The 14,115-nt window shown below is 71.4% G+C and carries 15 protein-coding genes; 5 read left to right on the top strand and 10 right to left on the bottom strand.

Features of this window, described 5'->3' with window-relative positions; all coding sequences use genetic code 11:
* Nucleotides 1–97: 97 nt before the first annotated feature.
* The 8 genes from IH50_RS0132840 to IH50_RS0132810 all read right to left on the bottom strand — a co-directional run bounded on the left by IH50_RS0132840 (nucleotide 98) and on the right by IH50_RS0132810 (nucleotide 6,590).
* Nucleotides 98–496, bottom strand: a complete 399-nt coding sequence (locus tag IH50_RS0132840; protein WP_030870722.1) for a rhodanese-like domain-containing protein — start codon at nucleotides 494–496, stop codon at nucleotides 98–100.
* On the bottom strand, nucleotides 487–1,014 hold the full coding sequence (locus IH50_RS0132835; protein ID WP_030870718.1) for a cysteine dioxygenase: 528 nt from the start codon (nucleotides 1,012–1,014) through the stop codon (nucleotides 487–489). The genes IH50_RS0132840 and IH50_RS0132835 overlap by 10 nt, the downstream gene beginning before the upstream one ends.
* An 88-nt stretch (nucleotides 1,015–1,102) precedes the next feature.
* Nucleotides 1,103–1,174 carry a putative leader peptide gene (locus IH50_RS43370; protein WP_311710492.1) on the bottom strand — a complete coding sequence of 24 codons (72 nt, stop codon included), beginning with the start codon at nucleotides 1,172–1,174 and terminating at the stop codon, nucleotides 1,103–1,105.
* Between the two features lie 104 nt (nucleotides 1,175–1,278).
* On the bottom strand, nucleotides 1,279–2,889 hold the full coding sequence (locus tag IH50_RS0132830; RefSeq protein ID WP_030870717.1) for an FAD-dependent monooxygenase: 1,611 nt from the start codon (nucleotides 2,887–2,889) through the stop codon (nucleotides 1,279–1,281).
* A gap of 293 nt (nucleotides 2,890–3,182) precedes the next feature.
* On the bottom strand, nucleotides 3,183–4,085 hold the full coding sequence (locus tag IH50_RS0132825) for an amino acid ABC transporter permease (RefSeq protein ID WP_030870714.1): 903 nt from the start codon (nucleotides 4,083–4,085) through the stop codon (nucleotides 3,183–3,185).
* Entirely contained in the window at nucleotides 4,082–4,759 is a 678-nt protein-coding gene (locus IH50_RS0132820) for an amino acid ABC transporter permease (RefSeq protein WP_030870711.1), read from the bottom strand. Before IH50_RS0132820 ends, IH50_RS0132825 begins: the two co-directional genes overlap by 4 nt.
* A 132-nt stretch (nucleotides 4,760–4,891) precedes the next feature.
* The gene (locus IH50_RS0132815) at nucleotides 4,892–5,731 is read right to left on the bottom strand and encodes a glutamate ABC transporter substrate-binding protein (RefSeq protein ID WP_030870709.1); all 840 of its coding nucleotides are present in this window, start codon (nucleotides 5,729–5,731) and stop codon (nucleotides 4,892–4,894) included.
* 82 nt (nucleotides 5,732–5,813) lie between these two features.
* Nucleotides 5,814–6,590 carry an amino acid ABC transporter ATP-binding protein gene (locus IH50_RS0132810; RefSeq protein ID WP_030870707.1) on the bottom strand — a complete coding sequence of 259 codons (777 nt, stop codon included), beginning with the start codon at nucleotides 6,588–6,590 and terminating at the stop codon, nucleotides 5,814–5,816.
* Between the two features lie 285 nt (nucleotides 6,591–6,875).
* On the opposite strand from IH50_RS0132810, the gene IH50_RS0132805 reads away from it, so the two are divergent.
* A complete protein-coding gene (locus IH50_RS0132805; protein WP_030870704.1) occupies nucleotides 6,876–7,562 on the top strand; it encodes a response regulator transcription factor in 687 nt (228 codons plus the stop codon).
* A gap of 9 nt (nucleotides 7,563–7,571) precedes the next feature.
* On the top strand, nucleotides 7,572–9,005 hold the full coding sequence (locus tag IH50_RS0132800) for a sensor histidine kinase (protein WP_030870701.1): 1,434 nt from the start codon (nucleotides 7,572–7,574) through the stop codon (nucleotides 9,003–9,005).
* Here IH50_RS0132800 and IH50_RS0132795 read toward each other — a convergent pair.
* Complete coding sequence (locus tag IH50_RS0132795; protein ID WP_030870698.1) at nucleotides 8,984–9,979, bottom strand: TAXI family TRAP transporter solute-binding subunit; 996 nt, start codon at nucleotides 9,977–9,979, stop codon at nucleotides 8,984–8,986. The genes IH50_RS0132800 and IH50_RS0132795 overlap by 22 nt on opposite strands.
* 92 nt (nucleotides 9,980–10,071) lie before the next feature.
* Here IH50_RS0132795 and IH50_RS0132790 point away from each other — a divergent pair, with 92 nt between their 5' ends.
* Entirely contained in the window at nucleotides 10,072–10,479 is a 408-nt protein-coding gene (locus IH50_RS0132790; protein ID WP_030870696.1) for a MazG nucleotide pyrophosphohydrolase domain-containing protein, read from the top strand.
* A 211-nt stretch (nucleotides 10,480–10,690) separates the two neighbouring features.
* On the opposite strand, the gene IH50_RS0132785 is transcribed toward IH50_RS0132790, so the two are convergent.
* Complete coding sequence (locus IH50_RS0132785) at nucleotides 10,691–11,950, bottom strand: FAD-dependent monooxygenase (protein ID WP_037873290.1); 1,260 nt, start codon at nucleotides 11,948–11,950, stop codon at nucleotides 10,691–10,693.
* A 287-nt stretch (nucleotides 11,951–12,237) separates the two neighbouring features.
* On the opposite strand from IH50_RS0132785, the gene IH50_RS0132780 reads away from it, so the two are divergent.
* Nucleotides 12,238–13,230, top strand: coding sequence for an ABC transporter ATP-binding protein (locus IH50_RS0132780; RefSeq protein WP_030870689.1), 993 nt, complete (start codon nucleotides 12,238–12,240; stop codon nucleotides 13,228–13,230).
* Nucleotides 13,227–14,060: an ABC transporter permease gene (locus IH50_RS0132775; protein ID WP_030870687.1), complete on the top strand. Its 834-nt coding sequence runs from the start codon at nucleotides 13,227–13,229 to the stop codon at nucleotides 14,058–14,060. Before IH50_RS0132780 ends, IH50_RS0132775 begins: the two co-directional genes overlap by 4 nt.
* Nucleotides 14,061–14,115: the final 55 nt, after the last annotated feature.

Here is a 14,115-nt window from a genome sequence, read left to right as displayed (position 1 = left end):
ACGCGGGCCTCGATGCCACCGGCGGCCCCGGTCTTCCGCCGGCCTGGATCCGTGGCCCGGCGGAGAGTCCGGCACCCGGCCGCTGCCCGCGCGACGCCTACGTGGGTGCGGGCACCACCGGCAGTCCCGCCTCCCGCCAGGCCTGGAAACCGCCCACCAGATCCGTGGCCCGGTGCAGGCCCAGGCGGTGGAGGGACTCCGCCGCGAGGCTGGAGGCATAGCCCTCGTTGCAGATCACCACGATCCGCAGGTCGTGGCTCGTGGCCTCCGGGAGGCGGTGGCTGCCCCGCGGGTCCAGGCGCCACTCCAGTTCGTTGCGTTCGACCACGAGGGCTTCGGGAATGAGCCCGTCCCGTTCCCGCAGGGCGGCGTAGCGGATGTCCACCAGCAGCGCCTCACCGGCCCGTGCGGCCTCGTACGCGTCCCGGGGTCCGACGCGCTCGTACCCGGCACGCACCCGCTCCAGCAACTCGTCGATGCCAACGCTCACTGCCAGTCCTCCGGGCGCTCGACCTGCTCCAGGCGGAGAATGTGGCCGCTGCGGCTGTAGCGGCGGATCCGCGGCAGCGGCGGGTAGTAGGCGTGCACGGAGATCGCGTGCCGGTCCGGGGACTCGTTGAGGACCTCGTGGACGTGATGCCGGCCGAAGGCGCGCCCCTGCCCGGTCCCCAGCCGTCGTTCCCGGTCCACGCCGTCCGTGAGTTCCAGGGTCTTCCAGCCGTCGGTGGGCAGCCGCGCGGCGAGCGAGTTCTCCTTCAGCTCGCCCGACGCGGTCATGAAGGCACCGACGGAGTCGGCGTGGTCGTGCCAGCCGGTACCGGTGCCGGGCGGCCAGCCGATCAGCCAGGCCTCGCTGCCACCGGGCCCGTCGAGCCGCACCCAGGTGCGCCCTTCGGGGTCGAGCGGAAGGGCGGCGATCAGTTCGGCGTCGGCGACGGTACGCCGTACGAAGTCGAGGAGGTCCGCCTGCGTGGGCGCGGAGACGGGAGCCGGAACAGGGGAGGAGACAGACATGTGCACCGTCCTGGAGAAGGTTCGCGGAGGCGCGCGATCACCCGTACGAGACGGCGGGCGGCGCGCGGAGAGGAACGGGAGACGCGAATCAGCAGGACGGGCGACACACGCAGCCCGCATAGCGGACGAGGTCCATATGGACCCTCCGCCACAGGTGCACGCAGGTGTCGGTCACGAGCGGAGTACACCACGGGGCCGCGCGCCGGTTCAACTCGTCGTCACCCTGTGGACCGCGGGGTGACGACGATTCGACCGGACGGCCGCTCAGCGCGACCCGGCCCCCGCGTCGGCCTTGGCCTCCGCCTCCGTGGTGGCGGGCCCGCCGACCGCCGCTTCCGCCGCCGCGTACAGATCCGCCGGGCGGACCCCGCTCAGCGCCGTCACCAGGTGACCGTCGGGGCGTACCAGCAGCACGGTGTGTGCCGCCGCCCCCGGATAGCTCTCGGCGACCAGCAGTTCGGCCCGGTGCGGCAGCGTCGAGACGGCCGCCGCCAGCCGGGGCATGATCCCGGCGGACACCCAGTGCCGCCGCTCCCACACGCCGGTACCGGGCGCGATCAGCACCACCAGCAGCGCACCCCGGCCGAACCGGTCCCGCAGCCGGACGAAGGTGCCGTCCTCCGCCGTGACCCGTACGTCCGTCACCGCGGAACCGGGAGCCGTTCCGATGGGAACCTCCCCTTCGAGGCGGCCGGGAGCGAGCGGGGAGCCGGCGTACGTCCCCGGCGCGCCCAGCGGGCCCCGCCCCAGGTGGCCGTCCATCAGCAGTGTGTCGTGTCCCCGCGCGGACCCGGGAACGTAGGAGCGCAGTCCGCCGCCGCGCACCAGCGGCAGCGCCTGGTCGGCGGCGCGCAGCCGGGCGGCGACGATCGCCCGGCGCTCGGTCTGGTAGCTGTCGAGCAGAGCCTCGTGCGGGCCGTGGTGCCAGGCCAGCGCCAGCTTCCAGGCAAGGTTGTCGGCGTCGCGGAGCCCCTCCTCCAGCCCGTGCGTGCCCAGTGAGCCGAGCAGATGGGCCGCGTCCCCGGCGAGGAACACCCGGTCGGCTCGCCAGCGCCGGGCCAGCCGGTGGTGGACGGTGTGCACCCCGGTGTCCAGCAGTTCGTACGGCGGGGTCTGGCCGCCCGCCCAGCCGGCCAGGGTCTCCCGGATGCGGCCCAGCAGCAGCTCGGGCGTGACCAGGTCCTTGCCCGGCGGCAGCAGCCAGTCCAGGCGCCACACCCCGTCCGGCAGCGGGCGCGCGGTGATCTCCCCGGCCGAGGGGCCGGACGCGCGCCACGGCGGCGTGCGGTGCAGCAGCGCCTCGTCGTACCAGGGAAGCTCGGTGCGCAGGGCGGCCACGGCGTGACGTTCCACCGCGGTGCGGCCGGGGAAGCGGATGTCCTGGAGCTTGCGCACGGTCGAGCGCGGACCGTCGCAGCCGACCAGATAACTGCCGCGCCACCAGGTGCCGGTGCCGCCGCGGGTATGGGCGGTGACGCCCGAGGGTTCCTGCTCTATGGTGTCCAGCCTGCTGTTCACGGCGATCCTGACGAGCCGTTCACCGGCGAGGGCCGCGCGCAGCGCATCCGTCAGGACGTGCTGGGCGATGTGCAGGGGCGCGGGCTCGGTGTTGCCGAAGGCGACCTCGGCCGTCACCTGCTTGCGCCGCATCGACCGCCATCCGGCCCAACGGACACCGGCGTACGCGAGCGGCACGCCGGTCAGCCGCTCCATGAGCGCGGCGGTCTCCTCGTGCAGGACGACGGTGCGCGCCGGGCGGGGTTCGTCCTTGCCCGGTCCTTCGTCGAGGACCACGCACGGCACGTCCTGGCGTGCCAGCGCCAGCGCCAGCGTGAGCCCGACGGGCCCCGCTCCGACGATGATCACCGGGTCCACGGCGCGGCGCCCCCTGCTCGAAGTGACGCCTGAAGAGGCGTGGAGGAACAGGAAGATGGAGCAGGGTGCACGATCACAGAACGTATGCAACCTATTGCCGGTGCTTGCGTCAAGTGACCGAAGGGCAGTGGCGATCATGAAGTGGGGAGGAGCCGGTCACACCACTTGACTGTTCATCACACGAGTCCGGGATGTACGGCTCCTCCGCACCGCCGACGACATCCGGCAACTCGACATGACTGTGGCCCGCCGGGATGCGGCGGGCCACAGTCATGTCGTACGTCAGGCGTGCGTCACTTCTCCGCACCGGCCCCGTGCGTGCCTCCGACCTCGGCCGCGTTGAGGTCGTCGACGTCCTCCGGGCCGAGCACCGCACCCGTGCTGCGCTTGCTGCGGCGCAGGCGCTTCTCGAGCCAGGAGGCGAACGAGGTGAGGAGGAAGTTGAGGACGATGAAGACGACCGCCACCACGATGAAGCTGGGGATGACGTTGGCGTAGTTGGCCGCCAGTGTGGCGCGCGAGTTCAGCAGCTCGGTGAAGCCGAGCATCACGCCGCCCAGCGCGGTGTCCTTCACGATGACGACCAGCTGGCTGACGATCGCAGGGAGCATCACCGTGACCGCCTGCGGCAGCAGGATGCTGCTCATCGTCTGGCTCTTGCGCAGACCGATCGCCTGGGCGGCTTCCGTCTGCCCCTTGGGCAGGGCGAGGATGCCGGCCCGGACCACCTCGGCGAGGACCGAGGCGTTGTAGAGCACCAGACCGGTGACGACCGCGTAGAGGGGCCGGTCCTCACTGGTGACGTCCGTGGAGCGGGCGAAGAACTCGTTGGCGAACAGCATCAGCAGCAGCACCGGGATGGCACGGAAGAACTCCACCACCACGGCGGCAGGGACGCGGACCCATCGGTGGTCGGACATCCGGGCGATGCCGAGCACCGCGCCCAGCGGAAGCGCGATGACCATGGCCAGCGCCGCGGCCTTCAGCGTGTCCGCGAGGCCGGGCAGCAGATAGGTCGTCCACGCCTCGGACGTGGTGAAGGGCTTCCACAGGGACCACTCCAGCTGGCCCTTGTCGTCCAGCACCTGCCAGACCCACCACAGCAGCAGGGCGAGCAGGACGAAGAAGACGACCGAGAAGATCAGGTTGCGCCGCTTGGCCTTCGGGCCGGGGGCGTCGTAGAGAACAGAAGTCATCGCTTCACCGCCAGGCGCTTGCTCAGCCAGTTGAGGAACAGGCCGGTGGGCAGGGTCAGTACCACGAACCCGAAGGCGAAGACCGCGCCGATGAGCAGCGTCTGTGCCTCGTTCTCGATCATTTCCTTCATCAGGAGCGCGGCCTCCGCCACACCGATGGTGGCCGCCACGGTGGTGTTCTTGGTCAGCGCGATCAGCACGTTGGCCAGAGGGCCGATGACCGAGCGGAACGCCTGCGGCAGCACGACGAGCGACAACACCTGGCTGAAGCTCAGTCCGAGGGCCCGTGCCGCCTCGGCCTGCCCGACGGGCACCGTGTTGATGCCGGAGCGGATCGCCTCGCACACGAAGGCCGCGGTGTAGGCGACGAGGCCGAGCACGGCCAGCCGGAAGTACTTGAGCTCGAAGTCGTCCGGCGCGCCCATCGCCAGGCCGAAGATGTCGGCGAGGCCGAGTGACGTGAAGACGATGATGACGGTCAGGGGAATGTTCCGGACGATGTTCACGTAGGCGGTGCCGAAGCCCCGCATCAGCGGTACCGGGCTGACCCGCATGGCCGCCAGCAGGGTGCCCCAGATCAGGGAGCCGATGGCCGAGAAGACGGTGAGCTGCACCGTGACCCAGAAAGCGCCCAGCAGGGACGGGTCGTCATAATCTGAAAGAAAGTCGAACACGATCTCCCGCGCTTCCGGGTGTGTGACGTACGTGGCGGACGTGGCGTGCCGCCGCCGGAGAAGTGGTGGGCGGCGGCACGTCTGCGGATCCCCGCGTCGGCCGCGGGGATCCTGCGTCGGCGGAGTCCCGCGTTACTGGACGATCTGGCCGATCTTCGGGGCGGGCTCGTTCTTGTAGTTCGCCGGGCCGAAGTTCTCCTTGACGGCCTTCTCCCACGAACCGTCGCTGACCATCTTCTCCAGCGCGTCGTTGACCTTGTTCACGGTCTCGGTGTCGCCCTTCTTGACACCGATGCCGTAGTTCTCGTTGCTCAGCTTCAGGCCGGCGAGCTTGAACTTGCCCTTGTACTGGTCCTGCGCGGCGTAGCCGGCGAGGATCGAGTCGTCGGTGGTCAGCGCGTCCACCTGGCCGTTCTGCAGAGCGGACAGGCACTCCGAGTAGCCACCGCGCGAGCTCAGCTGGGCCTTCGGTGCGAAGTCGTTCTTGACGTTCTGCGCGGAGGTGGAGCCGGTCACCGAGCAGAGCTTCTTGTCGTTCAGGTCCGTGGCCTCGCTGATGTCCGAGTCGGACTTGACCAGCAGGTCCTGGTGGGCCAGCAGGTACGGGCCGGCGAAGTCGACCTTCTCCTTGCGCTCGTCGGTGATCGAGTACGTCGCCGCGATGAGCTTCACGTCCCCGCGCGAGAGCGCGTTCTCGCGGTCGGCGCTCTTGGTCTCGACCCACTCGATCTGGTCGGGCTCGTAGCCGAGCTCCTTGGCGACGTAGGTCGCCACGTCCACGTCGAAGCCCTCGTAGCCCTGCGGCGTCTTCAGACCGAGACCCGGCTGGTCGTACTTGATACCGATCTTGATCTTGTCGCCGCCGCCCCCGGAGGAACCGTTGTCGCCGCTGTCGTCGCCACCACAGGCGGTGGCGGTCAGGGCGAGGGCGAACACGACGGCCGAGGCGGCGGTGACCTTGCGGAGCTTCATGGTGCACATCCTTTGACTCTGATGAAGTGATGCGGCCCGGGCGGTGTCCGGTGACGCGGGTCGGCGGGGCGCGGGGTGCGCCTCAGTGGTGAAGGATCTTCGACAGGAAGTCCTTGGCGCGGTCACTGCGCGGATTGCTGAAGAACTGGTCCGGCGAGGCCTGCTCGACGATGCGACCGTCCGCCATGAACACCACGCGATTGGCCGCCGAACGGGCGAATCCCATCTCGTGCGTGACGACGATCATGGTCATGCCCTCGCGGGCGAGCTGCTGCATGACCTCCAGCACCTCGTTGATCATCTCCGGGTCGAGCGCCGACGTCGGCTCGTCGAAGAGCATGACCTTGGGCTCCATCGCCAGGGCCCGCGCGATGGCGACACGCTGCTGCTGACCGCCGGAGAGCTGCGCGGGGTACTTCTCGGCCTGCGCGCCCACGCCGACCCGGTCGAGCAGGGCACGGGCCCGCTCCTCGGCCGCCTTCTTGTCCTTCTTGCGGACTTTGATCTGGCCCAGCATCACGTTCTCGAGCACGGTCTTGTGCGCGAAGAGGTTGAAGGACTGGAAGACCATGCCCACGTCGGCCCGCAGCCGGGCGAGCTCCTTGCCCTCGTGGGGCAGGGGCTTGCCGTCGATCGAGATCGACCCGGAGTCGATCGTCTCCAGACGGTTGATGGTGCGGCACAGGGTGGACTTCCCGGACCCGGAGGGTCCGATGACCACGACGACTTCGCCACGGGCGATCGTCAGGTCGATGTCCTGGAGTACGTGCAACGCGCCGAAGTGCTTGTTGACGCTCTTCAGGACGACCAGATCGCCGGTCGCGGCCACATCTTCCTTGGCCACCGATACTTCGGTCATCGCTCTCAGGCTCCGTCCTCCTCGGTTTCGGAGGACAGTAGTAACCCGTCAGACCTGCGTCATCACATCTGAGGGGAATCTGAGCATCACGATCCGATAGCAATCGGACACCTGTCGTAGCACTTGTGAGCAGGGGTGATTTCGTCCGGGTAACGGTACGGAAGAGCAACCGGAACCCTCTTGACGCCGTCCTCGTTCATCGGCGTCACTGCAAGGTGCACGCGCCCGCGTGCGCGTTTTCGTACACATGAAGAGCGTACGGCCGATGAACCGAAGGGGGCCCTGGTGAGACTGCTTCTCGTCGAGGACGACAACCACGTCGCCGCCGCCCTGTCGGCGGTGCTGGCGCGGCACGGGTTCGACGTCACCCACGCGCGCAGCGGCGAGGAGGCGCTCCAGGCGCTCGTCCCCGAGGGGGAGGGCTTCGGCGTCGTCCTGCTCGACCTGGGGCTGCCCGACCAGGACGGCTACGAGGTCTGCGGCAAGATCCGCAAGCGCACCGGCACGCCGGTGATCATGGTCACCGCGCGGTCCGACGTGCGCTCCCGCATCCACGGCCTCAACCTCGGCGCCGACGACTACGTGGTCAAGCCGTACGACACGGGAGAGCTGCTCGCGCGGATCCACGCCGTCAGCCGGCGCACCGTCCACGAGGACGCCACGGGCGGCACGGAGACCGAGCTGCGGCTCGGCCCGGTCCGCATCGAGCTGCCCACCCGCCAGGTCACCGTCAACGGCACGGCCGTCCAGCTCACCCGCAAGGAGTTCGATCTGCTCGCCCTGCTCGCCCAGCGGCCGGGGGTCGTCTTCCGCCGGGAACAGATCATCAGCGAGGTGTGGCGCACGAGCTGGGAGGGGACCGGGCGCACCCTGGAGGTGCACGTCGCCTCCCTGCGCGCCAAGCTCCGCATGCCCGCCCTCATCGAGACCGTGCGCGGCGTCGGCTACCGGCTCGTCGCGCCCACGGCGTAGCGGGGCCGGGTGCACACACGTCTGCTTCCGCTGCTCATCGTCCTGATGGCGGCCGTCCTGCTGGCCCTCGGCGTCCCGCTGGCGGTCAGTCTGGCCGGCGCGGAGCAGCAGAACGTCGTCGTCGACCGGATCGACGACACCGCGCGCTTCGCGGCCCTCGCCCAGTTCGTCACCGAGCCCACCGACCCGGCCGGCGTGGACATCAACGAGCGTCGCGAGACGCTCAGCAGCGAGCTGCACAGCTACCACAGGGTGTACGGCATCCGCGCGGGCGTCTTCTACCTCAACGACTCGCCCATGGCGCACGCGCCGGACGACTGGTTCCTGCCCGCCGAGGGCGAGGTGCGCGACGCCTTCGAGGAGGCGCTGCTCAGCCGCCGCAGCCACGACCCCGAGCAGGTGTGGCCCTGGCAGCGGCGCAGCCTGGTGGTGGCCTCACCGGTCATCCGGGACGGCGACGTCGTCGCGGTCGTGGTCACCGACTCGCCCACCGGGCCGATGCGCTCCCGCATCCTCCGGGGCTGGCTGGTCATCGCCGCGGGGGAGGCGGCCGCGATGCTGCTCGCGGTCGGCGCGGCGCTGCGGCTGACCGGCTGGGTGCTCAAGCCCGTACGGATCCTGGACGCCACCACCCACGACATCGCCACCGGACGGCTGAAGTCCCGGGTCGCGGCGGCCGGCGGGCCGCCGGAACTGAGACGCCTCGCCCGCTCGTTCAACGAGATGGCCGACAACGTCGAGAGCGTGCTGGAGCAGCAGCGGGCCTTCGTCGCCGACGCCTCGCACCAGCTCCGCAACCCGCTCTCGGCGCTGCTGCTGCGCATCGAGCTGCTCGCCCTGGAGCTGCCCGAGGGCAACGAGGAGATCGCCTCCGTGCAGGCCGAGGGCAAGCGCCTGGCGCAGGTGCTGGACGACCTGCTCGACCTCGCGCTCGCCGAGCACAGCGAGGCCAGCCTCCAGATCACCGACATCGGCGCCCTGGCCGCCGAGCGTGTCGCGGCCTGGGCGCCCACCGCCGGGGCCAAGGGCGTCCGCCTGACCGGCACCTGCCCGGCGACCACCGCGTGGGCCGACCCGGTGGCGCTGTCCAGCGCCCTGGACGCGGTCATCGACAACGCGGTGAAGTTCACCCCGGAGGGTGAGACCGTCGAGGTCGCCGTCGCCTCCAACGGTGACATGTCCACCGTCGTCGTCACCGACAACGGTCCGGGACTGACCGAGGAGGAGCTGACCCGCGTCGGCGACCGCTTCTGGCGCAGCGGACGGCACCAGAACATCAAGGGTTCGGGCCTGGGCCTGTCCATCACGCGGGCGCTGCTCGCGGCGGGCGGCGGCTCGATCGCGTACGAGCGTCACGAGCCGCACGGACTGCGGGTGACCGTGACGGTGCCGAGGAACGCTCCCGCGGGTGAGGCGACGGCTCAGGGCTTGACGGACCGGTAGTACCGGCGGGCGCCCTCGTGCAGCCGGAGCGGGTCGGTGTAGATCGCGGTGCGTACGTCGACCAGCTGGGCGGAGTGGACGTGCGCCCCGATGTTGTCCCGGCTCTTGAGCACGATGCGGGTCAGCCACTCGGTGAGCCGGGGATCGGCGTCCGCCCGGGTGATCAGGAGGTTGGACACCGCCATCGTCGCGACGGGCGCGCCGGGCCGGCTGCCCGGGTAGGCCGACTCGGGCATGTTGGTGACGCGGTAGTAGCGCGTGGCGCCGCCCTGTTCGTGCAGCTTGGAGACGAGATCGGCGTCGATCGGCACGAACCGGAGCGCGGACTGCTCGGCGAGTGTCCTCAGGCCGTCCGTGGGCAGTCCGCCGGACCAGAAGAAGGCGTCCAGGCCGTGCCCGAGCCGCTCCGGGCCGTTGTCGATGCCGTCGGAGGAGGGCTCGATGTCCGTCTCCGGGTCGATGCCGGCCGCCCGGAGCACCCGGTTGGCGATGAGCCGGACACCCGACTTGGGCGGCCCTATGGCCACCCGCTTGCCGCGCAGGTCGGCGACGGTCCTGATGCCCGAGTCGGGCGCGACGGCGAGCTGCACGTAGTCGTCGTACAGGCGTGCCACCCCGCGCAGCCGGTCGGCGCCCGGCCGGCCGCTGAGCCGGTACGTCTCCACCGCGTCGGCCGCGGCGATCGCGAAGTCGGCCTCCCCGGTCGCCACGCGGCGCACGTTCTCCTGCGACCCGGCACTCGTCTTCAGGCGTACGTCGAGGTCGGGCATGTGCTTGCCGAGTGAGCTGCGCAGGAGGACGCCGTACTTCTGGTAGACCCCCGCGCGGGTGCCCGTGCTCAGGGTGATCGTCCCGCCCGGGGGTTCCTCCTCCCAGGGCGTCAGCCACCACAGCAGCAGTCCGAGTACGACGAGACCGGCGGCGGTGCCCCGCAGGGCCCGTCGCCTGCCGATCCTGGACAGCGTGTGGGACATGCGCGCGATCCTGCCAGCCGGGGTGACCGCTGACCAGGGCGGAGCTCACAGCGGGCCGGGGAGTGTCGGTGGTGGCCGCTACAGTCGCGGGCATGAGTTCCTCGCCCGCCGATCTGGTCCGTGAATTCCACCGTGCCTTCGGGCTGGACGCCCGCGACATACCGTCCGAGGTCTCGCCGGAGCTCGCCGCGCACCGCGGCGAGCTGCTCGCCGAGGAGGCCCAGGAGGTCGCCGAGGTGTCGGTGACGGGCCCGCTCGACCGGCTCGCGCACGAGCTGGCCGACGTCGTCTACGTCGCGTACGGCACCGCGCTGGTGCACGGGATCGACCTCGACGCGGTGATCGCGGAGGTCCACCGTTCCAACATGAGCAAGCTGGGCCCCGACGGCCAGGTCAGCCGCCGCTCCGACGGCAAGGTGCTGAAGGGGGACCACTACGAGGCGCCGGATGTGGCGGGAGTGCTGCGGCGGCAGGGGTGGGTGCCGGGCGGGGCGGCTTGAGCGGCGCCCCGGGGTGCGTCGTCCGGCGTGGCCGCCGGGCGGGGGTGTTCGCGCTGCCCGGCACTTGCGGGGTGCCTCCCCCACTCTCGGCTGCGCTCGAGCGGGGGGACCCCCATCGCCCACCCGTGCCGCCCTGGGGGTACCTCCCAGGCCCTTGAGGCACTGGGGGAGGCACGATTGCCCGCGGTTGCGGTGGCATGACTGTCCGCGGCTATGCGGTGGTGACCACGGTGCGGCCTGTTTCGTGGGCGTAGAGGGGGGTGCGGTCGTGGAGGGCGGCGTGGACCGCCATGCGGGCGTCCCTGCGGCGTTGGGCGGGGCCGTCCGGGAGGTGGAGGATGCCCGCGTTGCCCCGTGAGCCGCGCTGGATCTCGGCGGTGCGCGGGATGCGCAGGGACTCGTAGCGGGCCAGGCGCTCCGGGATCGCCGAGGCGGGCGCGTCCGCCAGGCAGGCGGCCAGGTCCATCGCGTCCTCGATCGCCTGGTTGGCGCCCTGCGCCATGAACGGCAGCATCGGGTGGGCCGCGTCCCCGAGGAGCGTGATGCGGTCCGTGGACCAGGTGCGCAGCGGCGGACGGTCGTACAGGGCCCACAGGTGGGTCGAGCCGACCGCCGCGACGACGTCCGCGACGAGCCCCGTCCAGCCGCCGAAGACCGCGCGCAGCGCGTCCGGGTCGCCCGGCCGGGACCAGGACTCGCGCGGCGGGGCGCCGGTGGTCAGCGGCACGGTCGCGGCGTAGCTGAGGTACGCGCCGGACGCCACGGGATAGCAGACGAAGTGCCCGCCGGGCCCGAGCCACAGCCGTACCAGCCGTTCGCGGGCCCCCGCCGGCAGCGCGTCCGCCGGGACCAGGCCGCGGTAGATGCCCAGACCGGAGAAGACCGGCGCGTCGGTGCGCAGGGTCTCGCGGACCGTGGAGTGGATGCCGTCCGCGCCGATCACCACGTCCGCCTCGCGGACCGTACCGTCGTCGAAGGCGAGCCGTACGCCCGTACCGTCCGCCGTCTCCTCCGCCGCCCGCAGCCGTTCGCCGAGGCGCAGCCGGTCCCGGTCGGTCAGGGAGAGCAGCGCCTCGTGCAGATGAGCCCGGTGGATCGTCAGGTACGGCGCCGCGAACATCCGCTCGCACTCCGCGCCGAGCGGTGTGCGCGCGATGGGCCGGCCGTTCCAGCCGCGCACCTCCATCGCCTCGACGCGCACCCCGTGCTCCTCCAGCGCGGGTCCGAGGCCCAGCCGCAGCAGCGGGCGGACCGCGTTGGGCGAGAGCTGCACGCCCGCGCCCACCTCGGACAGCACGCGGGTCTGCTCGTGGACCACGTACGGCGTGCCGTTCGCGGCCAGCGCGCCGGCCAGGGCCAGCCCGCCGATGCCGGCGCCGACGACGGCGACCCGTGGCCGCTGTTCCCGGCCGGTGGCGTTCCCGGTGTCACCGGGCCGCCGCCGCGCTCCGCTCTCGCTCCCCAACCGCACGTCTGGACCGCCTTCCGCGTCTTCGCCCCACGCCCGTTCACCGTCACGATGGGTGCGCGGCGTGAGCGCACTGTCATCGGTCGTGTGCCGAGCATGTGCCGTGCCGCACCGTGCGGCAACGGCCCGCCGGTCCGTCACTGACAACTGTCGCCGCTTGCGTGACGGACGTCATCGGTCCCCCCGCCGGCCCTGCTGCCGGGCCCCCGCGGCCCTAACTTCCAGAAGGAGACAGCCACTACACCTGGGAGGCACGCGGTGACACGGGAACGACGACGGGAGCGGCCGCGGTGACCGCGGTGGCCGTTGACGGCCTGCTCAAGAAGTACGGGGACCACGAGGCCGTGCGCGGCGTGGACTTCGCCGTCGAGGAGGGCGAGATCTTCGCGCTCCTCGGACCGAACGGCGCCGGAAAGACCACCACCATGGAGATCCTGGAGGGCTTCCGGCAGCGGGACGGCGGCAGCGTACGGGTCCTCGGCCGCGACCCCGGGGACAAGGCCGACGGGCGGTGGCTGCGCGGGCGGATCGGGCTCGTGCTCCAGGACATCGCCGTGGAGCCGTACCTGTCGGTGCGCGAGACCGTCGCCCGCAACGCGGGCTACTACCCCGCCCCGCGCGACACCGACGAGGTCATCGACCTGGTCGGGCTGCGGGAGAAGGAGCGCGCGAAGGTCAAGGACCTGTCCGGAGGGCAGAAGCGGCGGCTCGACCTCGCCCTGGGCGTGATCGGCGACCCGAAGCTGCTGTTCCTGGACGAGCCGACCACCGGCTTCGACCCGGGGGCCCGCCGCGGCGCCTGGGACGTCGTCCGCAACCTGCGCGACGCCGGTACGACGATCATGCTGACCACGCACTACATGGACGAGGCGCAGGCGCTCGCCGACTCGGTCGCGGTGATCGCCGGCGGGCGGATCGTCGCCTCCGGCACCCCGGACACCCTGGGCGGACGGGACAGCGTGCCGGCCCGGATCCGGTTCGCGCTGCCGGCCGGCGCCGCCATCGGCGACCTGCCGATCCCGGTCAGCGACGCCGAGGACGGCCTGGTCACGGCCGAGGCGAAGGAGCCGACGGCGGTCCTGCACCGGCTCACCTCCTGGGCGCTGGAGCGCGGCACACCGCTGGAGCGGCTGACCGTGGAACAGCCCACCCTGGAGGACGTCTACCTGGGGCTGACCAGTTCGTACGCACAGCAGGACGCCTCGTCCCCGTCCGTCGGACGGGACGAGACCCCGGCGGCCCGCGGGCGCCGGGGGCGCCGACCCGGACGGAGCAGCCGATGACCAGCACCCTTCCCTCCACGACCGCCACCACCGGCAGGCGCTCCCCGCGCCCCGGTGCCGAACGGCCGGACGAACGGGGCTCGTTCGCCCTCCTCGCCCACCAGATCCGCTACGAGCAGCTGTCGTTCTGGCGCAATCCGCAGTCGATGGTGTTCACCTTCGTCCTGCCCGTCGTGATCATCGCGATCTTCGGCGCCGTGTTCGGCGGCGGCCAGGGCGAGGACTTCTTCTTCGGCATGAGCGGCATGCAGTACTACACGCCGACCATCGCCGCCGTGTCCGTACTGGGCGCCTGTTACGGCCAGTTGGCGATCGTGCTCGCCATGCGCCGGCAGACCGGCGTCCTCAAGCGGCTGCACGCCACCCCGCTGCCCGCCTGGGTGTACTTCGCGGGCCTGCTGGTGCACTGCGTCGTCGTGAGCGTCGTCGACGTCGCGCTCGTCATCGGCATCGGGCGCCTGTACGGGGTGCCGTGGCCCACCCACTGGGCCGCGCTCGCGGTCACCCTGGCGTTCGGCGCGGCCGCCTTCTGCGCGCTCGGCGTCGGGGTCGCCTCGCTCATCCGCAACTCCGAGGCGGCGCCCGCGGTCGTGCAGTTCATCCAGTTCCCGCTGGTGTTCATCTCCGGCAGCTACTTCCCCATCCACTCCGGCGCCCTCAACGAGATCGCCGGACTGCTTCCGGTGAAGCCCTTCAACGACGCCATGCTGGCGTCCTTCACCCAGGGCGCCGGCTTCCAGTGGAAGGAACTCGCGGTGCTCGCGGCCTGGGGCGTCGTCGGCGCCCTGATCGCGGTGCGCCGCTTCCGCTGGGACCCGCGCCCCGAGTAGAGCCGGACGACCGCTCCGGACCACCACATCGAGGGGGCCTCCGTGAGGCCCCCTC

The sequence above is a fragment of the Streptomyces sp. NRRL S-37 genome (assembly GCF_000721605.1).
Taxonomy (GTDB): domain Bacteria; phylum Actinomycetota; class Actinomycetes; order Streptomycetales; family Streptomycetaceae; genus Streptomyces.
The sequence above is the reverse complement of the archived record's forward strand: the minus strand, read 5'-3'. Positions and strand labels throughout refer to the sequence as shown.

Excerpts from the sequence above, each read along its gene's own strand:
- IH50_RS0132835 (WP_030870718.1), bottom strand. The coding sequence starts at position 1,014 with ATGTCTGTCTCCTCCCCTGTTCCGGCTCCCGTCTCCGCGCCCACGCAG.
- IH50_RS0132825 (WP_030870714.1), bottom strand. The coding sequence starts at position 4,085 with ATGACTTCTGTTCTCTACGACGCCCCCGGCCCGAAGGCCAAGCGGCGC.
- IH50_RS0132815 (WP_030870709.1), bottom strand. The coding sequence starts at position 5,731 with ATGAAGCTCCGCAAGGTCACCGCCGCCTCGGCCGTCGTGTTCGCCCTC.
- IH50_RS0132810 (WP_030870707.1), bottom strand. The coding sequence starts at position 6,590 with ATGACCGAAGTATCGGTGGCCAAGGAAGATGTGGCCGCGACCGGCGAT.
- IH50_RS0132795 (WP_030870698.1), bottom strand. The coding sequence starts at position 9,979 with ATGTCCCACACGCTGTCCAGGATCGGCAGGCGACGGGCCCTGCGGGGC.
- IH50_RS0132790 (WP_030870696.1), top strand. The coding sequence starts at position 10,072 with ATGAGTTCCTCGCCCGCCGATCTGGTCCGTGAATTCCACCGTGCCTTC.
- IH50_RS0132775 (WP_030870687.1), top strand. The coding sequence starts at position 13,227 with ATGACCAGCACCCTTCCCTCCACGACCGCCACCACCGGCAGGCGCTCC.